Annotated in this window: 20 protein-coding genes and 1 tRNA gene; 2 read left to right on the top strand and 19 right to left on the bottom strand. The window is 70.6% G+C overall.

Annotated elements, in window-relative coordinates; genetic code table 11:
- Positions 1 to 339, bottom strand: coding sequence for a thioredoxin family protein (locus CDO81_RS13995; RefSeq protein ID WP_241517000.1), 339 nt, complete (start codon positions 337 to 339; stop codon positions 1 to 3).
- A 100-nt stretch (positions 340 to 439) separates the two neighbouring features.
- Here CDO81_RS13995 and CDO81_RS14000 point away from each other — a divergent pair, with 100 nt between their 5' ends.
- Complete coding sequence (locus CDO81_RS14000) at positions 440 to 1,021, top strand: hypothetical protein (RefSeq protein ID WP_088483835.1); 582 nt, start codon at positions 440 to 442, stop codon at positions 1,019 to 1,021.
- 4 nt (positions 1,022 to 1,025) lie between these two features.
- On the opposite strand, the gene CDO81_RS14005 is transcribed toward CDO81_RS14000, so the two are convergent.
- The 15 genes from CDO81_RS14005 to CDO81_RS14070 form a co-directional block, all read right to left on the bottom strand.
- Positions 1,026 to 2,177: a serine hydrolase domain-containing protein gene (locus tag CDO81_RS14005; protein ID WP_088483836.1), complete on the bottom strand. Its 1,152-nt coding sequence runs from the start codon at positions 2,175 to 2,177 to the stop codon at positions 1,026 to 1,028.
- Positions 2,178 to 2,203: 26 nt separating this feature from the next.
- A complete protein-coding gene (locus CDO81_RS14010) occupies positions 2,204 to 2,986 on the bottom strand; it encodes an ATP-binding cassette domain-containing protein (RefSeq protein WP_088483837.1) in 783 nt (260 codons plus the stop codon).
- A 1-nt stretch (position 2,987) separates the two neighbouring features.
- Positions 2,988 to 3,752, bottom strand: coding sequence for an aliphatic sulfonate ABC transporter permease SsuC (ssuC, locus tag CDO81_RS14015; RefSeq protein WP_088483838.1), 765 nt, complete (start codon positions 3,750 to 3,752; stop codon positions 2,988 to 2,990).
- A 4-nt stretch (positions 3,753 to 3,756) separates the two neighbouring features.
- Positions 3,757 to 4,929, bottom strand: a complete 1,173-nt coding sequence (ssuD, locus tag CDO81_RS14020) for an FMNH2-dependent alkanesulfonate monooxygenase (RefSeq protein ID WP_088483839.1) — start codon at positions 4,927 to 4,929, stop codon at positions 3,757 to 3,759.
- Positions 4,926 to 5,867: an aliphatic sulfonate ABC transporter substrate-binding protein gene (locus tag CDO81_RS14025; protein ID WP_088483840.1), complete on the bottom strand. Its 942-nt coding sequence runs from the start codon at positions 5,865 to 5,867 to the stop codon at positions 4,926 to 4,928. The genes ssuD and CDO81_RS14025 overlap by 4 nt, the downstream gene beginning before the upstream one ends.
- Positions 5,864 to 6,820: a sulfonate ABC transporter substrate-binding protein gene (locus CDO81_RS14030; RefSeq protein WP_088483841.1), complete on the bottom strand. Its 957-nt coding sequence runs from the start codon at positions 6,818 to 6,820 to the stop codon at positions 5,864 to 5,866. Before CDO81_RS14030 ends, CDO81_RS14025 begins: the two co-directional genes overlap by 4 nt.
- Positions 6,821 to 6,953: 133 nt before the next feature.
- Positions 6,954 to 7,505, bottom strand: coding sequence for an NADPH-dependent FMN reductase (ssuE, locus tag CDO81_RS14035; protein WP_088483842.1), 552 nt, complete (start codon positions 7,503 to 7,505; stop codon positions 6,954 to 6,956).
- 75 nt (positions 7,506 to 7,580) lie between these two features.
- On the bottom strand, positions 7,581 to 8,636 hold the full coding sequence (locus CDO81_RS14040) for a sterol desaturase family protein (protein WP_088483843.1): 1,056 nt from the start codon (positions 8,634 to 8,636) through the stop codon (positions 7,581 to 7,583).
- Positions 8,637 to 8,657: 21 nt separating this feature from the next.
- Positions 8,658 to 9,482 (bottom strand): MipA/OmpV family protein, encoded by an 825-nt coding sequence (locus CDO81_RS14045; RefSeq protein WP_158218279.1) that lies wholly within the window; start codon positions 9,480 to 9,482, stop codon positions 8,658 to 8,660.
- 169 nt (positions 9,483 to 9,651) lie between these two features.
- Entirely contained in the window at positions 9,652 to 10,416 is a 765-nt protein-coding gene (locus CDO81_RS14050) for a Crp/Fnr family transcriptional regulator (protein WP_088483845.1), read from the bottom strand.
- 122 nt (positions 10,417 to 10,538) lie between these two features.
- A complete protein-coding gene (locus CDO81_RS14055) occupies positions 10,539 to 11,237 on the bottom strand; it encodes a flagellar basal body L-ring protein FlgH (protein ID WP_088483846.1) in 699 nt (232 codons plus the stop codon).
- A gap of 25 nt (positions 11,238 to 11,262) precedes the next feature.
- Positions 11,263 to 11,799 carry a cell division protein FtsI gene (locus CDO81_RS14060; RefSeq protein WP_088483847.1) on the bottom strand — a complete coding sequence of 179 codons (537 nt, stop codon included), beginning with the start codon at positions 11,797 to 11,799 and terminating at the stop codon, positions 11,263 to 11,265.
- A 9-nt stretch (positions 11,800 to 11,808) separates the two neighbouring features.
- The gene (locus CDO81_RS14065) at positions 11,809 to 12,132 is read right to left on the bottom strand and encodes a hypothetical protein (RefSeq protein WP_088483848.1); all 324 of its coding nucleotides are present in this window, start codon (positions 12,130 to 12,132) and stop codon (positions 11,809 to 11,811) included.
- Positions 12,133 to 12,134: 2 nt separating this feature from the next.
- Entirely contained in the window at positions 12,135 to 12,287 is a 153-nt protein-coding gene (locus tag CDO81_RS28095) for a hypothetical protein (protein WP_158218280.1), read from the bottom strand.
- A 127-nt stretch (positions 12,288 to 12,414) separates the two neighbouring features.
- Positions 12,415 to 14,292 carry a potassium transporter Kup gene (locus CDO81_RS14070; RefSeq protein ID WP_088483849.1) on the bottom strand — a complete coding sequence of 626 codons (1,878 nt, stop codon included), beginning with the start codon at positions 14,290 to 14,292 and terminating at the stop codon, positions 12,415 to 12,417.
- A 455-nt stretch (positions 14,293 to 14,747) separates the two neighbouring features.
- Here CDO81_RS14070 and CDO81_RS14075 point away from each other — a divergent pair, with 455 nt between their 5' ends.
- On the top strand, positions 14,748 to 15,341 hold the full coding sequence (locus CDO81_RS14075) for a DUF2306 domain-containing protein (RefSeq protein ID WP_206602105.1): 594 nt from the start codon (positions 14,748 to 14,750) through the stop codon (positions 15,339 to 15,341).
- 9 nt (positions 15,342 to 15,350) lie between these two features.
- Here CDO81_RS14075 and CDO81_RS14080 read toward each other — a convergent pair.
- From CDO81_RS14080 to CDO81_RS14090, 3 genes are all read right to left on the bottom strand, one after another.
- Positions 15,351 to 15,425, bottom strand: a tRNA-Arg gene (locus tag CDO81_RS14080).
- A 73-nt stretch (positions 15,426 to 15,498) separates the two neighbouring features.
- Complete coding sequence (locus CDO81_RS14085; RefSeq protein ID WP_144397248.1) at positions 15,499 to 15,831, bottom strand: hypothetical protein; 333 nt, start codon at positions 15,829 to 15,831, stop codon at positions 15,499 to 15,501.
- 98 nt (positions 15,832 to 15,929) lie between these two features.
- Positions 15,930 to 16,163, bottom strand: coding sequence for a hypothetical protein (locus CDO81_RS14090; protein ID WP_241517001.1), 234 nt, complete (start codon positions 16,161 to 16,163; stop codon positions 15,930 to 15,932).
- Positions 16,164 to 16,194 lie beyond the last annotated feature (31 nt).

Raw genomic sequence — 16,194 nt, forward strand, 5'->3', positions numbered from 1 at the left:
TCAGCCCAGCGCCCGCAGCCGCGCCGCGAGGGCCTCGTGCTCGGCGTCGACGCGCGCTGGCGTGGGGTCGGCCAGGTGAGCCCGCAGCACACGCCGCAGCGTCTCGGGCTGCGGCGTCAGGGGCCCGGCGAATCGCACTGCGGTGTCGTCGGCAATCAGCAGGGTCGGGAAGGTTTCGATGTCGAGGTCGCCGATGAGATCGGCCTCGTCCTCGATGTCGATCCAGCGCACCTGCAGGCCGTCCTGCGGCAGTTCCGCGCAGGCGGCTTCGAAGGTGGCTCGGTAGGACTCGCAGGTTCGGCACCAGGCCGCACACAGGCAGGCGACAAGCAGGCTCATGGGTGGCATGGTGCCACGAGCGGCACCAAGGGCCGAGTTGGGCGGGAAATCAGCCGCAGATGCGGCCTTAGGCGCGGCTGCAGGGCGGCACCATGCGGGCATGGTTGCGCCACTGAACAACGCCTTGCTGAACTATTTGTCGTCGAAGACGTCCGACGGGGCGGCCACGACGGCGCAGACCGCCGGGCTCAAGGCGGGCAGCGTGACCGTGTCCAAGGCGGCGCTGGAGCGCGCGGCCGGCATGGCCAAGTCGGCCACGGCGGCGAAGGCGCTGGAGACGGCGCAGAAGACGTTGGCGACCGACCTGCGCGCCGCCATGGCCAAGGCCGGGGTCAAGCTCGGCGGCGCGGTGGAGTTCACGGTCAAGAGCGACGGCACGGTCGAGACCAAGGGGTCGGAGGCCGACAAGGCCGCTGTGAAGGCCTTCTTCGCCGCCGACACCAGCCAGCCAAGCTTTGCCAAGCGCATCGCCAGCCAGGCGCAGGACGCCCTCAAGCTGTCGAGCACCATCCAGCAGAGTGCGGCCATCTCGCAGGCTGCCCAGCTGGCCAAGAGCCCGGGCGGCGTGATGTCGCTCTACAACTCCCTCATGCAACAGAGCGCGTCGGCCAGCGTCACCTTTTCGGTGTCGGCCGCCGGCAGCTCGCTCACCTACCCCGGCTCGCTCAGCACCAACGCCTGAGGGTTCAAGGGCCCAGGCCCGCGGCCTGCGCCGCCAGCGTGCCGAGTTCGCCATACAACGGCAGCACGTTGGTGCCCGCCTGGGGATGCACGCGGTTGGACAGCAGCACATAGAAGCTGCGGCTGGCCGGGTCCAGCCAGAAGGCGCAGCCGGTGAAGCCGGTGTGGCCGAAGCTGGTGACCGGGTAGAGGGTGCCCCGCGGTCGGGCGTAGGGTGAGGTCAGGTCCCACCCTAGGCTGCGCTGTTCAGGGATGCCGGACGGCGACTGCACGGTGGTGAGCTGCGCAATGCTCTCGGCGGACAGCAGGCGACGGCCATCGTCGGCCAGGCCGCCGCGCAGCAGCATGCGTGCGAAGCGGGCGAGGTCGGCCGTCGTTGTGAACAGGCCGGCATGCCCGGCCACGCCGCCCATCTTGCGGGCCGTGGGGTCGTGTACCTCGCCGCGCAGCACCCGGCCGTCGCTCAGCCGCTCGGTGGGTGCGATGCGCCCGGGCGGCAGGCGCTGCAGCGGCAGATAGCCGCTGTCCTGCATGCCCAGGGGCTGGAACACCGCCTGCTGGGCGAGTGGCGCCAGGGGCTGGCCCGACACGCGTTCGATGACGCGGCCGAGCAGGATGAAGTTGACGTCGGAGTAACGAAACCGCGTGCCGGGCGCCGCAGTCAGCGGCAGGCTGCAGGCGATGCGCTCAGCCGCCGCCGGCCCGACCCAGTCCCCTGCGCCATTGCCGGGCAGGCTGGCCGGCAGGCCCGAGCTGTGCGTGAGCAGCTGGCGCAGCGTGATGCCGGCTTTGTCAGGGCCACCGCAGTCGGGCAGATAGCGCTGCAGAGGCGCGTCGATGTCGAGCTGGCCGCGCTCGCGCAGCCACTGCGCCAACGTGGCGGTGACCACGGGCTTGGTCAGCGAGGCGGCGTCGAAGACGGTGGTCTCGTCCAGTACTTCGGGCGTGGGCTCGACGGCGCGCTGCCCGTAGGCGCGGTGGTAGGCGCCGTGGTCCAGGCGCTCGATCCACAGCGCGGCGCCTGGCAGCTGGCGGTCGTTGATGAAGGCCTGCACGGCCGCGTCGGCCCGCACCAGGGGAGCGGTGGGCAGTTGCGGGACCGGGGCGCATCCCGTGATCAAGGCCAGCAGCGCGGCCGGCAGCAGCAGGTGTCGCATCGGGCCAGTGTGCCCGACACCGCGGTTCAGCCCGCGCCGAGGATGTGTCGCAGCACCCGGTCTTCCAGCTCGGCAAAGCCGGCCGCCGTGCGGGCGCGCGGGCGCGGCAGGGCGACCGTCGCGTCCAGCGCCAGGCCGCCGCGGTCGATGAGCAGCACGCGGTCGGCCAAGGCGACCGCCTCGGTGACGTCGTGCGTGACCAGCAAGGCGGTAAAGCCATGGCGGCGCCAGAGCTGCTCGATCAGCCGGTGCATCTCCAGGCGCGTCAGCGCATCGAGCGCACCGAGCGGCTCGTCCAGCAGCAGCAGGCGCGGCTGGTGCACCAGCGCGCGGGCCAGGGCCACGCGCTGGCGCTGGCCGCCCGAGAGCGTGGCGGGCCAGTCCTTGCCGCGGCCCGCCAACCCCACTTGCGCCAGAGCCTCCATCGCGCGGTCGCGGGCATCGCGCCCGGGCAGGCCCAGGGCCACGTTGTCCACGACGCGCTTCCAGGGCAGCAGCCGGGCATCCTGGAACATGAGCCGGCGTTCATGCGCCTCGCCGGCCTGCACGTGGCCTGCGGTCGGTGCATCCAGCCCGGCGATCAGCCGCAGCAGCGTGCTCTTGCCGCAGCCGCTGCGACCCACCAGCGCCACGAACTCGCCGGGTGCCACGTCCAGGTCCAGCCCCTGCAGCACATGGCGGGCGCCAAAGGACTTGGCCACGCCGCGCAGCGTGAGTGCCAGGCCTGGTGCCCCCGGGGCGGGCTCGGGCACCGGCTCGGGGCGGGGCTCTCGCGTGATCACGGGGATATCGAACTCATTCACCCACATCTCAATCTCCCGTGGCGGCATAGCCCTTGTGCCAGGGCAGCCAGGCGCGCTCCAACGCGCGGGCCAGTACGTCGGCCAGCTTGCCCAGCAGGGCATAGAGCAGGATGCCGACCAGCACGATGTCGGTCTGCAGGAACTCCCGCGCATTCATGGTCAGGTAGCCGATGCCGGCCTGGGCCGACAGCGTCTCGGCCACGATGAGCAGCACCCACATCAGCCCCAGCGAGAAACGCAATCCCACGAGGATGGACGGCAGGGCGCCCGGCAGGATGACCTGCGTGTAGAGCCGCCAGCCCGTAAGGCCGTAGCTGCGTGCCATCTCGATGAGGTCGCGGTCGACATTGCGGATGCCGTGGAAGGTGTTCAGGTAGACCGGGAAGAACACGCCTACCGCCACCAGCACCAGCTTGGCGGCCTCGTCGATGCCGAACCACAGGATCACCAGCGGGATGAGTGCCAGGGCCGGGATGTTGCGCAGCATCTGCAGCGTGGTGTCCAGCAGTGCCTCGGCCTGTCGCCAGGTGCCGGTGAGCAGGCCCAGCAGCAGGCCCAGGCCGCCGCCGACGGCCAGCGCCGAAAATGCGCGCGCGGCGCTCACGCCCACATGGTGGGCCAGCTCGCCCGAGCGCAGCAGCTGCCAGAAGGCCGCCAGCACCGCGGCGGGCTCAGGCAGGATGCGGGCCGACAGCAGGCCGCTGCGCGAAGCCAGTTCCCAGGCCAGGATGAGCGCCGCGGGCAGCAACCAGGGCGTGATGCGCTTGATCATGGCGTCAGCTGGCAGCCGCGGCCTTGGGCACGATGTGGTTGGCCACCACTTCGCCGAAGGGGCCGGTGAGCGCCGGTGCGGTGAGCTTCTCGCGTGTGTCCAGCGGCAGCAGCGGGAAGACCAGCTCGGCAAACCGGTGAGCCTCGTCCAGGTGCGGGTAGCCGCTCAGGATGAAGGATTCCAGGCCGAGGTCCGCGTACTCGCGGATGCGCTCCGCCACCTGCTGCGGGTTGCCCACCAGGGCCGTGCCCGCACCGCCCCGCACCAGGCCCACGCCGGCCCACAGGTTGGGCGAGATCTCCAGCCCCTGGCGCACGTCGGCCTTGTTGAAGCGGCCGCCATGCAGCTCGGCCATGCGGCGCTGGCCCACCGAGTCCATCGCGCGGAACTTGGCCTGGGCGGCGGCCACGGTGGCTTCGTCGAGTTGCGAGAGCAGCTCGCCCGCGGCGCGCCAGGCTTCGTCCTCGGTCTCGCGCACGATGACGTGCAGCCGGATGCCATAGCGCAGCGTGCGGCCGCGGGCGGCGGCGCGCTCGCGCACGTCGGCCAGCTTCTTGGCGACCTCGGCCGGCGGCTCGCCCCAGGTCAGGTAGGTGTCCACCTGCTCGGCTGCCAGGTCGTGCGCCGGGCCGGAGGAGCCGCCGAAGTACACCGGCGGGTAAGGGCGGTTGATGGGCGGGTAGAGCACCTTGCCGCCCTTGACGCTGAGGTGGTCGCCGTCAAAGTCCAGCGTCTCGCCGGTGTGCGAGCGGGTCAGCAGCTCGCGCCAGATGCGGATGAACTCGGCCGACTGCGCATAGCGTTCGCTGTGATCCAGGAACTGACCGTCGCCCGCCAGCTCGTCGGGGTCGCCGCCGGTAACGAGGTTCACCAGCAGCCGGCCGCCCGAGAGGCGGTCCAGCGTGGCGGCCATGCGGGCGCTCTGGGCGGGCGCCACGAGACCGGGGCGCAGCGCGACCAGGAACTTGAGGCGCTTCGTCGCGTCGATCAGGCTGGCGGCCACGACCCAGGAGTCTTCGCAGCTGCGGCCGGTGGGCAGCAGCACGCCTTCGTAGCCGAGACTGTCGGCCGCGATGGCGATCTGCTTGAAGTAGGCATGGTCGGCCACGCGCGCGCCGCGTGAGCTGCCGAGGTAGCGGCTGTCGCCGTGGGTGGGAATGAACCAGAAGATCTTCATGCTTTGACCTGTGTGACGGCGTCGGCCACCTGGATGGCGCGGGGAATGAGGCCGAGCTCCGTGAAGGCGTCGGCCACCTGTTGCTGCTCGCGCACCAGCGCGGCGGTGAGCGGGCCGACAGGCGCCACGCCACGGCGCTCCACCATGCGCTGCACGGTGGCGGCCGGCAGTCCGGCGAATTCGGCATAGCGCTGCACCGCGTCGCGGCGATCGGCCTGCACGCGGGCATCGGTGTCGGTCAGCGCCTGGAAGAGGGTCTTGAGCAGCGCGCCGTCACGGCTCAGGGCGCGGGAGGCCAGGTAGAACGTGTTGTTGTTGCTGAGACCCCGGCTGGTGGCCAGGGCGCGCAGTTCGCCGGAGATTTCGGCGGCGGCGTAGTAGGGGTCCCACACGGCCCAGGCGTCCACCGAGCCGCGCTCGAAAGCGGCGCGCGCCTCGGCGGGCGGCAGGTAGACGGGCTGGATGTCGCTCCAGGCGAGGCCCGCCTTCTTCACGGCCTGCACGGTCAGGAAGTGGGCGCTGCTGCCCTTTTGCAACGCAATGCGCCGGCCTTTCAGGTCGGCGAGCTTGCGCAGCGGAGAGTCGGGCTTGACGAGCACGGCCGAGCTGTCGGGCTTGGGCGGCTCGGCGCCCACATAGACCACGTCCTTGCCGGCCGACTGCGCGAACACTGGCGGCGCATCGCCGGTGGCACCGATCTCCACGCTGCCCAGGGCCAGCGCCTCCAGCAGCTGCGGGCCGGCCGGGAACTCGGTCCACTGGATGCGCGTGCCCGTCAGGCGCTGCTCCAGCAGGCCGTAGCTCTTGAGCAGCGCGAGATTGAAGCTGCCCTTCTGGAAGCCGATCCGCAGTTGCGGCGGCGTCTGGGCGCGCGTCCAGACGGCCGCGGTGGTGGCCAGAATGGCGACCGCGGCGCGGCGAGTGGTGGTGGCGCTCATCGCGCAGCCTCGGCGAGCTTGGTGTTGCCGGGCAGCGCATCCGCCACACGGATGGGCTTGGGGATGAGGCCCAGCGCATGGAAGGTGTCGGCAATCTTCTGCTGCTCCGCGGCGACCGCGGCGGTCAGCGGCTTCACGCCGAACTGGTAGCGGCTCAGGCTCTTCTCGACCACCTCGACCGGCAGGCCCTGCAGCGGCGCGATGACGGCCGCCGCGGCTTTAAGGTTGGCCTTGAGCCAGGTCGCCTGTGCCTGGGTGTCCTCGAACAGGGCCTGGATGACGTGGGGCTGCTTCTCGGCAAAGCTGCGCTCGGCCAGGTAGTAGGCGTAGTTGTTGACGAGGCCACGGCCATCCGCCAGCAGGCGGGCACTGCTTTGCTGCTCAACCGCGGCGAGGAAGGGGTCCCAGATCACCCAGGCGTCCACCGCGCCGCGCTCGAAGGCGGCCCGCGCATCGGCCGGTGGCAGGTAGACGGGCTGGATGTCGGTGATCTTCAGGCCTTGCTTCTCCAGCGCCTTCACGAGCAGGTAGTGCACATTGCTGCCCTTGTTGAGCGCGACCTTCTTGCCCTTGAGGTCGGCCACGGTCTTGACGACCGAGTCCTTGGGCACGACCAGGGCCTCGGCTTCGGGGGCGGCGGGGTCAAAGCCGATGTAGACGAAGCGGGCGCCCGCGGCCTGCGCAAAGATGGGCGGCGCCTCGCCCACGAAGCCCACGTCGACCGCGCCGACGTTCAGGCCTTCCAGCAGTTGCGGCCCGGCGGGGAACTCCACCCACTTCACGCTCACGCCCAGCGGCGCGAGCTTCTTCTCCAGCGAGCCGCTGGACTTCTGCAGGGTGAGGAGGCTGGCAGATTTCTGGAAGCCGATGCGCAGGGTGGTCTCGGCGTGGGCATGGAGGCTGGCGGCCAGCAGCAGCGGGGCGGTCCAGCGGAGCAGGGAGCGCAGAGTCATGTTGTTCGTCCTTCAAAAAAAGTCCCGGCGCCAGGGCGCACCCGATCCGCGCCTGAACGGCGCCGGGACAAGTCGCCGATCCCGCAACGGGGGGCGAGGAGACAAGCGGTGGTGAGGTGAGCGAGGTGCCGCGTCAACAGGTGGCGGTGTCTTCCTGCGAGGCCCGCATTCGCGGCGTGAGAGGGGCCAGCGCGCGGTCCAGCCGGGCAATGAGATCAGGCTCGGGCACATAGCCGCCAGCCTCATGACGGCGCAATTGAGCGTCAGTCGCGAACACGCTGTCCAGCACATGGCGCGCGCCCAGAGCCGACAGCACGGGCTTGAGCGCGTAGTCGAGCGCCAGGAAATGGGCCGGGCTGCCGCCGGTGGCCAGCGGCAGCACCAGCTTGCCGCGCAGGGCGTCCGGCGGCAGCAGGTCCAGGAAGACCTTCAGCAATCCGCTGTAGGCAGCCTTGTAGATGGGTGTGCTGACGATGACGAGCTCGGCAGCCTCGACGGCTTGCACGGCGGCGGCAATGGCAGGGTCCTGCACGTCGGCGGACAACAGCGCCTCGGCAGGCAACGCACGCACGAGGATGTCGTGGTGTCGGCCGGCGCGGCCTTCCAGGCGGGTCAGCGCGAACTGCGTGAGCCAGGCGGAGCGTGAGCGTTCGCTGGGGCTGGCGGAGAGGCTGGTGATGTGCATGGCGGCCGGTGTCGGTTCAGGCCTTGCACGATACGGAGGGGGCTTCCTTCGAGGAACGAAGGAAAGCGGCGCTGCTTATGCGCGCGGCGAGATTAGCCATCCGATGACGGCCAGCGCTGCCGTGGTGCCGGCGGCGATGGCCAGGTTGGCGAGCAGGGGCAGGTCATCGGCCATGGCCAGCCAGCCACCACTGGCGACGGCCGTCGCCGCGAACAAGCCCACCGCGAGGCGGCGCTTGCCGGGCGGCGACGGCGGGTCGAAGCGGGGTTGGGCCAGGCGCTCGGCCGTGGGCATCGCTTGCAGCGCGACGCCCGGTGGCGCCCAGCCGGGGGACTTCACCAGCACGCGCAGCTTGTCGGCCCAGCGCGGTGTAGCCCGCATGCGCCGCCACAGTTCGGCATACACCTGCCCGACGGCTGCCAACGGCCGCCAGCTGTGCAGCGGCTTGACCGTGCCGTAGACGCAGGGTTCGCGCTCTTCGGTGAAGGTGCCGAAGAGCCGGTCCCACAGCACGAGGATGGCGCCGTAGTTGCGGTCCAGGTAGGCCGGGTTCACGGCATGGTGCACCCGGTGGTTGGAGGGCGTGGAGACGATGCGGTCCAGCCAGCCCAGGCGGCCGATGTGCTCGGTGTGGATCCAGAACTGATAGAACAGCACCACCGTGCCCGCCAGCGCAAAGTGCGCGGTTGGCACCCCGGCCAGCGCCATGGGCAGGAAGAACGGCGCGCCCGTCACCGTGTAGAAGCTCTCCTGCCGCAGCGCGGTGCTCAGGTTGAAGTGCTCGCTTTGGTGATGCACCGCATGCGCGGCCCAGAGCAGGGCGCTTTCGTGGCTGGCGCGGTGCAGCCAGTAGTCGCAGAAGTCATAGAACACGATGCTGCCCGCCACACCGAGAGCGCCATGCCAGAGGCCGGGCGAGACCAGGGCCAGGTGGCGGTGCACGCTGGCGTAGAGCCCGGTCTGGAACAGCGGCGTGACCACCGCCACCGCCTGGCTCAGCAGACCCTGGCTGAGGCTGCTGAGGGTGTCGGCCAGCCGGTAGGTCTGGTGCCCGCGCCACCAGCCCCAGGCCAGTTCGGCCACCAGGCACAGGCCGAACAGCGGCAGCGCGTAAAGCAGGACGTCATGCATGCGGAAAACGGGCGTCTGGGCTCAGAAGCGATGCCAGACACTGATCAGGAAGCTGGGTTGGTCGTGGCTGTGGGCCAGCGGGGAGGCGGCGGCCTGGTCGACAAGGTGCGCATGCAGCCACTGGCCGTTGACGGTCCAGTCGGCGGAGAACTTGTGCTCGGCACTCACCGCCACGCTCCAGTCCTGCCAGCCGGCGTGCGGTCGGAACACCGGCAGGCCGCTGGCTTGGGACTCGCGCGGCCCGATGCCGAAGCTGCCGCGCAGGTGGGCGGCGTCGGCATAGGTGGCTGCCAGGCTGATGCCGATGAGGTCGGCGCCCACCGGGATGCCACTGGTGGCCCCGAGCTCCAGCTGATTGCCGTTGTGATGCCGCCCGCTCCCCCAGGACAAGCCTGACTGCAGCAGCAGCTCCGGCACCGGCTGGGCATTGGCGAAGAGCTGGGTGATGAGGCGCGAGCCCAGCCGGTCCACGCCCGGTGGCGATTCGCGCCGCGAGCGGCCCGACTGCGGCCACAGCCGTGCGCCGAGTTGCCAGGCCTTGGCGCTGTCATGGCCGAGCAGCGCCGGGGCCAGGTTCCAGCCCAGGCCGGTGTCGGTGGCGGCGAACAGGCCGTCGGGCGATTCGTAGCTCAGCGCCGGCAGCAAGGCCTCGCGCTGGCGTGCACTGCCCGGCGCGCTGGGCCAGCCGCGCACCGACAGCCCGCCTTGCCAGGTGGCGGCTTCGGGCGGGTCGTCCAGCAGCAACAGGCTGCCGGCGGCGCGCGCCGCGTCGTGGCGTGCCAAGCCGGCGAGCGCCAGCAGCATCAGCGGCGCACTGCGCAACAAGGACAAGCGACGGCGGAACATGGGACGAGGCGCGGGCATGGCAGGCCCGTCACGCCGCCGGGGGCGTGGGCCGGGCGGCGCCACTGTAGGGGCCGTCGAAGGTTTGTCGATCCGGCAGGCGGCCCCGCACAGTGCGGCGTCAGGCTCGGGAAAGTCTGGCGCAAGGCGGGGTCGATGCGCACGGGCCGTTTCAGCCCACGGGTCCGCCCCGTTGCAGCGCGCGTGCGCTCAACCGCATCAGCGTCTCATGGCATTGCGCCAAGGTGGCGATGCAATCCAGGCCGGCGGTCTCGACCTCCGGCATCAGCGCCAGCCAGGCGCGCAGGCCTTCCAGCGTGACCTGGCTGCGCGAGGTGACCAGCCAGCCGTGCTCGCGCAACTGGCCGAGGTAAAGCCACGCCTGCCGCCGCGACAGGCCCGACAGCTGCCCGATCCAGCGCTGCGCCACCGGCAGCGCGATACGGTCGGCGCGCCGGGCCGCCTCATCCGGTGCTAGCGCCGTGGCGAGGGTGGCCATCACGCTCACCAGCCGCTGCAGGCCGTTGCCGGCCAGGCGCATGGAGATCTGCCCTTGCAGCCGGCTCGCAGTGGCGTTGTAGAGCTCGCCCGTCTGGCTGGCCAGGGGCGGGGCGTCTGCCGACTGCAGTTGCGCCAGCGGAATGTGGATGGTGGTCACGTCCACGAGGGCCGTCACGTCGTAGCGCGCGGCCAGCTTGCCCAGCGGCGATTCGCCGCCGATGACGTCACCCAGCCACAGTGCCGCCACCGCGACCCGCGTGCCCGGCGCCACCTGCGAGACGAGATACGCCGCACCCCGGCTGATGGCGACCCACTCGCCGAGCGGGCTGCCGGCCTTGATGATGCGCTGGCCGCGCCGGTAGGTGCGCACCTCGGCGCTGCTGAGCCAGCGGGTGTCGTGTTCGTCCAGGGGCGCGGCGGTGCGGCGGTTCTTCATCAACGACTTTCGGGTTCTTGTCGGCGCGGCTGGCGCGGGCCGCGGGTGCGGTCTTGTAGGGCGTTAGCGGGCCGCGTGGTCGGCGGATGAACGCCGGCCCGCGCCGTGTAAAGCACTTGACGTCACCAGATGGACAGGCTGCGCGCCAGCACGCGCTGCAGCCAACTGCGGGAGGCGGCGTCTGACACATCGCCCTGGGCGACGCTCTCGAGGTTGGCATTCACCACGTCGGCCGAGGCCACCACATTGCCGGGCCCGATGTCGCGCGGGTTGACGATGCCGGAGAAGCGCAGCGTGCTGACGCCACCGTTCAGGCCCATGCTGCGTTCGCCGGCCACCAGCAGGTGACCGTTGGGCAGCACATTGATGACGGTGACCGCCAACTGGGCGTTGAAGCTGCTGCTGGTTTCGGCATTGCCGGCGCCCCTGAAGCTGTCGCTGCCCGAGGCGCTGGCGTCGATGTTGATCAGCTTGGCCAGGGCCGTGCCGGCTTTGGCGCCGCCCGGGCCCTTGGAGGCGAGCTTGCTGTCGCGGCTGGTGTCGGCGCTGTGCTTCTGGGCGGCGCGCAGGGTCTCGGCGATGTCCACCTTGAGGGTGTCGCCCAGCGCGCGGGGCCGGCGCTCCGCCGAGAAGAGTGTGGCCGTGCCCATGTGGGCCTGGTAGATGGCGCCGTTGCGCGGCTGCTCCAGGAACATCGGCGCCGGCTGGGCGGCGGCCGTGACCGGCAACGTGACCAGGCTCGGCGGCGCGGACGCGCAGGCAGCCAGCATCAGGCAAGCGGCCAGCGCGAGGCGGCCCGGCAGGGAAGGCGGGAGGGTCATGGCAGGGGCTCCAGAAAACGGGGCTTCAGGTCTCGAAGCCGGTGATCAGCGCCTTCACGACGGGCGCGATCTTCTTGCGGGTGCTGGCCCAGCGGGCCAGGCTGTCGTCACCGGCGTAGGCGCTGGTGGCCATGAGCTGGCCGTCGGCGCGGTGCAGGCTCAGGGCCGCACTGCTCAGATAGGGGCGGTGCCCCTGGCCGAGCGGCGGCACGCCCCACGCGATGCTGCCGACATAACGCAGCCAGTAGACGCAGCTGCGCGGGCCGGTGCCGGCGTCGTAGACGCGGCTGTCCACGCCCTGGGTCTTGAGCTCGGCCTGCAGCGCCGGTACCAGTTCGTCCAGGGGCAGCTCGCGGTTGTACTCCACGCAGACCGAGGCCATGGGGGCGTCGCCGTGGTGCACGGTGTTCACAGGGCGCGGCGGCTGGGCCGCCATGGCGGCGTTGCCGCCGTACTTGATGGCCTCCCAGGCCGCCATCGGCGCCATCGGGCTCAGCAACGAGCAGCCCGTGAGCGGCGCGAGCAACAGCAGGGCGGCGATGCGCAGGGGAGGATGCGGCATGGCCAGACCTCACAGCAGCGTGCCGACCACGGCCGCGCCGACCACACCGGCGAGCACGCCGTGCTCCAGCACCTCGCCGGCCACGTCAGCCGTGGCCTGTGCGGCATCGCTGACCAGCTGCACCCCTTGCTGCCCCAGCGACATGGCCGAGTGGGCCAGTTGCAGTGCCGACGCCGCGGCGGGGCAGCTGAAGCTGACGACGACGCCCGCGTGAAGGTTCTTGCTGTTGAGCCGCGCCTCGCAGGTGCTGCGCGCCGGTGCCGGCGCGCCGGTGGTGCGGCCGGGGCGCGAGGCCTCGGTCGCCGTGCGGCATTGCAGGCCCACCGAAGTCATGCTCAGCTCCCGCTGGTCGGCGTGGGCGACGTGCCCGCGGCCTGGGCGGTCTTGAGCAGCTGCGAGAAGTCACCCGCGGCGGCAGCCGGGGCGGGCTTGCCTGCAGGCGGCGCGGCGGGGGTGGCCGGGGTGGCAGGCAGGGGCTTGATGTGCATGGCAGAACTCCTGAAGTGGTGAGGAAATTCTTGGCCTGCCCCGGGTGCCTCGGTCGGGCGATGACGGCGTCTCGCGCCGGCTTGACGGCGCCCTGGGTGAAGTACTTCACCCAAGGCCGCCTGGCGTCTAGATCTGCACCCGCGTGCCCAGTTCCACCACCGCGTTGTCCGGCAGCCGGAAGAACTTCGCCACGCCGCTGGAGTTGCGGCTCAACGCGGCGAAGAGTCGCTCGCGCCAGCTCGCCATGCCACCGCCCGGCGTCGAGACGACCGTCTCGCGGCTCAGGAAGTAGCTGGTGTCGAAGGGCTCGACCACCAGGCCCAGCGGCGCACATTGTGCGAGCGCGGCGGGCACGTCGGGCTCCTCCATGAAGCCGTAGTGCACCTGCACCCGCCAGAAGCCCGGTGCCAGGGGCTGCACCTGCACGCGCTCGGCCGGGTCGACCGTCGGACGGTCGTGGAAGGCCACGTTCAGCACGATGTTGGTCTCGTGCAGCACCTGGTTGTGCTTGAGGTTGTGCAGCAGCGCCTGAGGCACCAGCGTCGGGTCGGCCACCGCGTAGACCGCGGTGCGCCTGGCGCGATGCGCACCGCCCAGGGCGAGGCTGTCGATGAAGGGCTCCAGTTCCAGCCCATCACTGCGCAGGCTGGCCATCAGCAGCTTGCGGCCGCGTGCCCAGGTGCTCATCAGGATGAAAAGCAGCAGGCCGAGCGCGAGCGGGAACCAGCCGCCGTCCAGGAACTTGATCGCGCAGCCGGCCACGAGCAGCGCATCCACCGACAGGAAGAACACAGTCGCGCCGATGGCGACCGGCGCCGGCAGCCGCCAGCCGTCACGGATGACGAAATAGGTCAGCACGGTGGTGATGAGCATGGTCAGCGTCACCGCGATGCCGTAGGCGCCGGCCAGGGCCGAAGAACTGCCGAAGGCCAGCACTGCGCCCAGCACGCCGGCCAGCAGCGCCCAGTTGACGGCCGGCACGTAGATCTGGCCGGACTCGCTGGCCGAGGTGTGGCGCAACGTCAGGCGCGGCAGAAAGCCCAGCAGGATGGCCTGCTTGGTCATGGAGTAGGCGCCGGAGATGACGGCTTGAGAGGCGATCACCGCCGCCAGCGCGGCCAGCACCACCATGGGCAGCACCAGCGGCGCCGGGAACAGGCGGAAGAACGGGTTCTCGATGGCCGTCGGGTCGCCCATCAGCAGTGCGCCCTGGCCCAGGTAGTTGAGCGCCAGCGCCGGGAAGACGAGCCCCGTCCAGGCCAGGCGGATGGGCTTGACACCGAAGTGGCCCATGTCGGCATACAGCGCTTCGGCCCCGGTCAACGCCAGCACGATGGCCCCGACCGCCGCGAACAGATGCCAGCCGCGCTCGCTCATGAAGGCCCAGGCCTGCAGCGGGTTCAAGGCAGCCAGGATCTGCGGCTGCTGCACGATGTGGACCGCGCCGATGGCGGCCAGCACGCCGAACCACAGCACGATGATGGGTCCGAACACCTTGCCCACCGCGGCCGTGCCGAAGCGTTGCACGAGGAACAGCGCCACCAGGATGGCCACGGAGATCGGCAGCACGAAGGGCTTGAGCGTGGGCGTGACCACCTCCAGGCCTTCGATGGCGCCCATGACCGAGATGGCGGGCGTGATGACGCTGTCGCCATAGAACAGCGTGGCACCGAACAGGCCGAGCAGCAGCAGTCCCTCGCGCAGCCGCTTGCGTTGCCCCACCGCGTGCGCGGCCAGCGCCGTCAGCGCCAGCGCGCCGCCCTCGCCGCGGTTGTCAGCCCGCAGGATGAGCACCACGTACTTCAGCGTGACCACCAGCATCAGCGCCCAGACGATGACCGAGGTGGCCCCAATCAGGTTGCGCTCGTTCAGCGCCACACCGGTGGCCGGCAGAAACACTTCCTTGAGGGTGTAGAGCGGGCTGGTGCCGATGTCCCCATAGACGACCCCGATGGCGCCCAGGGTCAAGGCCGCGAGGCCGGTGCGTTGACTGTCGTGGCTCATGAAAAGCAACTCCTGCGAGGGGGCCGAGTGTCCGCGCGCCAGCGCAAGGAACGCATAAGGATTCCCTGACAGGCTGACGGGAAGCCGTCTGAGCAGGACTTGTGGGTGAGCTTGCTCAGCGCATTGGCCCGCGGCATGGCGGCTGGCGGGTGCAGCCGCGGCAGCGTCTGGCCGCATACGGGTTGCCGATGGCAGCGGTGGCTCCGGTGCCGCTGGTGCGCGTGCCGTGAAGCCCAGGGGGGGGGCGACGCGTGCTTTCCGCCGACCAATACGTCCTGAGGTTGCCGAACCTGGCTTGAGGCAATTCCGGATTGGTGGAATTCCAGACCCTTGATGTACTGCGGCGCACCTTTCGTATCACCCGGCCCCGACGCTGCCTCTGGCACCACCTCTTGCACCACCTCATGCCCGCCGAATCTGCTCCCCTCACTTCCGCGCACCGCGCTCCGTCGTCCGTGAACGGCAAGAGGGTCCTCTGGTCGCTGCTGGCCGTGGCCACCCTGTGGGTGGTCTTCTCCAACGAGGTGCTGCTGCTGATCGACTACCCGCTCTTTCGCGAGTACCGCCAGCTCATGATCCAGGACCGCGCGCTGCTGATTCCGCATGCGGTCTTTGGCTGCGTGGCTTTCTTTACCGGGCCGCTGCAGTTTTCGTCCCGCCTGCGCCAGCGCCGCCCCGGCCTGCATCGGCTGATGGGCCGCAGCTACGTGATCGCTGTCTACGCAGCGGCGCTCACCGCATTCGCAATCGGCTGGGATCGACCGCTGCTGCCGGCCACGCTGGCCCAGGGCCTGACCTGGATCGTCGTCACGACGGCTGCGTGGGTGCTGGCCCGCAATGGCCAGATCGCGGCGCACCGGCAGTGGGTGGCACGCTCCTATGCTGTCACGTTCACCTTCGTCAGCCTGCGCATTCCGTCGGTCTGGCCGGCCTACTGGAACCTGCCGGAGGCGTCGAGCGTGTATGTGATCACGGCCACCACGCTGGCGTCGGTGCTGGTCGCCGACCTGGTCATGCACTGGCGCGAACTGCGCGGGCGCCGGGGGTGAGCACCCGGCTGGTCCCTCCGACAGGAATCGAACCTGTATTTGCCGCTTAGGAGGCGGCCGTTCTATCCATTGAACTACGGAGAGCACCGCAGGCGTGGGAGGCACGCCGTGTGAGCGGCGCGGATTCTCGCACGGGCTCTGCGGGCTCGCCGCGGGCTCAGAACTGGGCGATCAGGTGGGGCTGGCCGGCGACCAGCGTCAGCAGGCGGCGGGGCTGGTACAGGGTGCCGCCGCGGGTGGCGCGGGCGATGGCGGCCTGGGCGGCGTGCAGCAGCGCCGGCAGGCGAGGGCGCTCGCCACGGCATTGCGAGCGAGGGATGACGAGGGACAGTTCCACGCTGGACTGCTGGGCGTCGGCGACTTCGAGCTGCGCGTTCACGACGACGGTGTGCGGGGTGCTGAGCGCCACGTCCAGGTCGGCGTCGACATGCTGGTCATCGGCCACCGGCAGGGGGCGGGCGGTGAGGAGGGAGGGGGCTGCGTACAACATGACCGGCATCGTCGTTGCGCTGTGTGACAGTCGTTGTGGGGCAGGTCGCAGCGCGCCTGTAGGACGAGACCGATGTCACGAGGGGCGCGGCTGGGTGCTCAGCACCGGGCCGTCGGCGCGACCGGGCGTACCGTGGGCCGGGCGAACAGCCGGCCAATGAGGGCGCGGGCGAAGAAGTAGTCGTTGCGCAGCTGCTCGCCCAGCGCGTCCAGCCAGACGCGGCCTTGCGGGTCGCAGGGCACGTCCAGGCCGGCGGCCTGCGGGCTGAGGGGCTCGAAGTGCAGCAGGTGGGTGGGTTGGCAGGCACGCACCGGCGAGCGGCTCTGGGTCATGGACAACCTCCGTCGAGTTCGGCAGCGAGGC

The sequence above is a fragment of the Roseateles puraquae genome (genome assembly GCF_002205845.1).
GTDB classification, from domain to species: Bacteria; Pseudomonadota; Gammaproteobacteria; order Burkholderiales; family Burkholderiaceae_C; genus Pelomonas; species Pelomonas puraquae.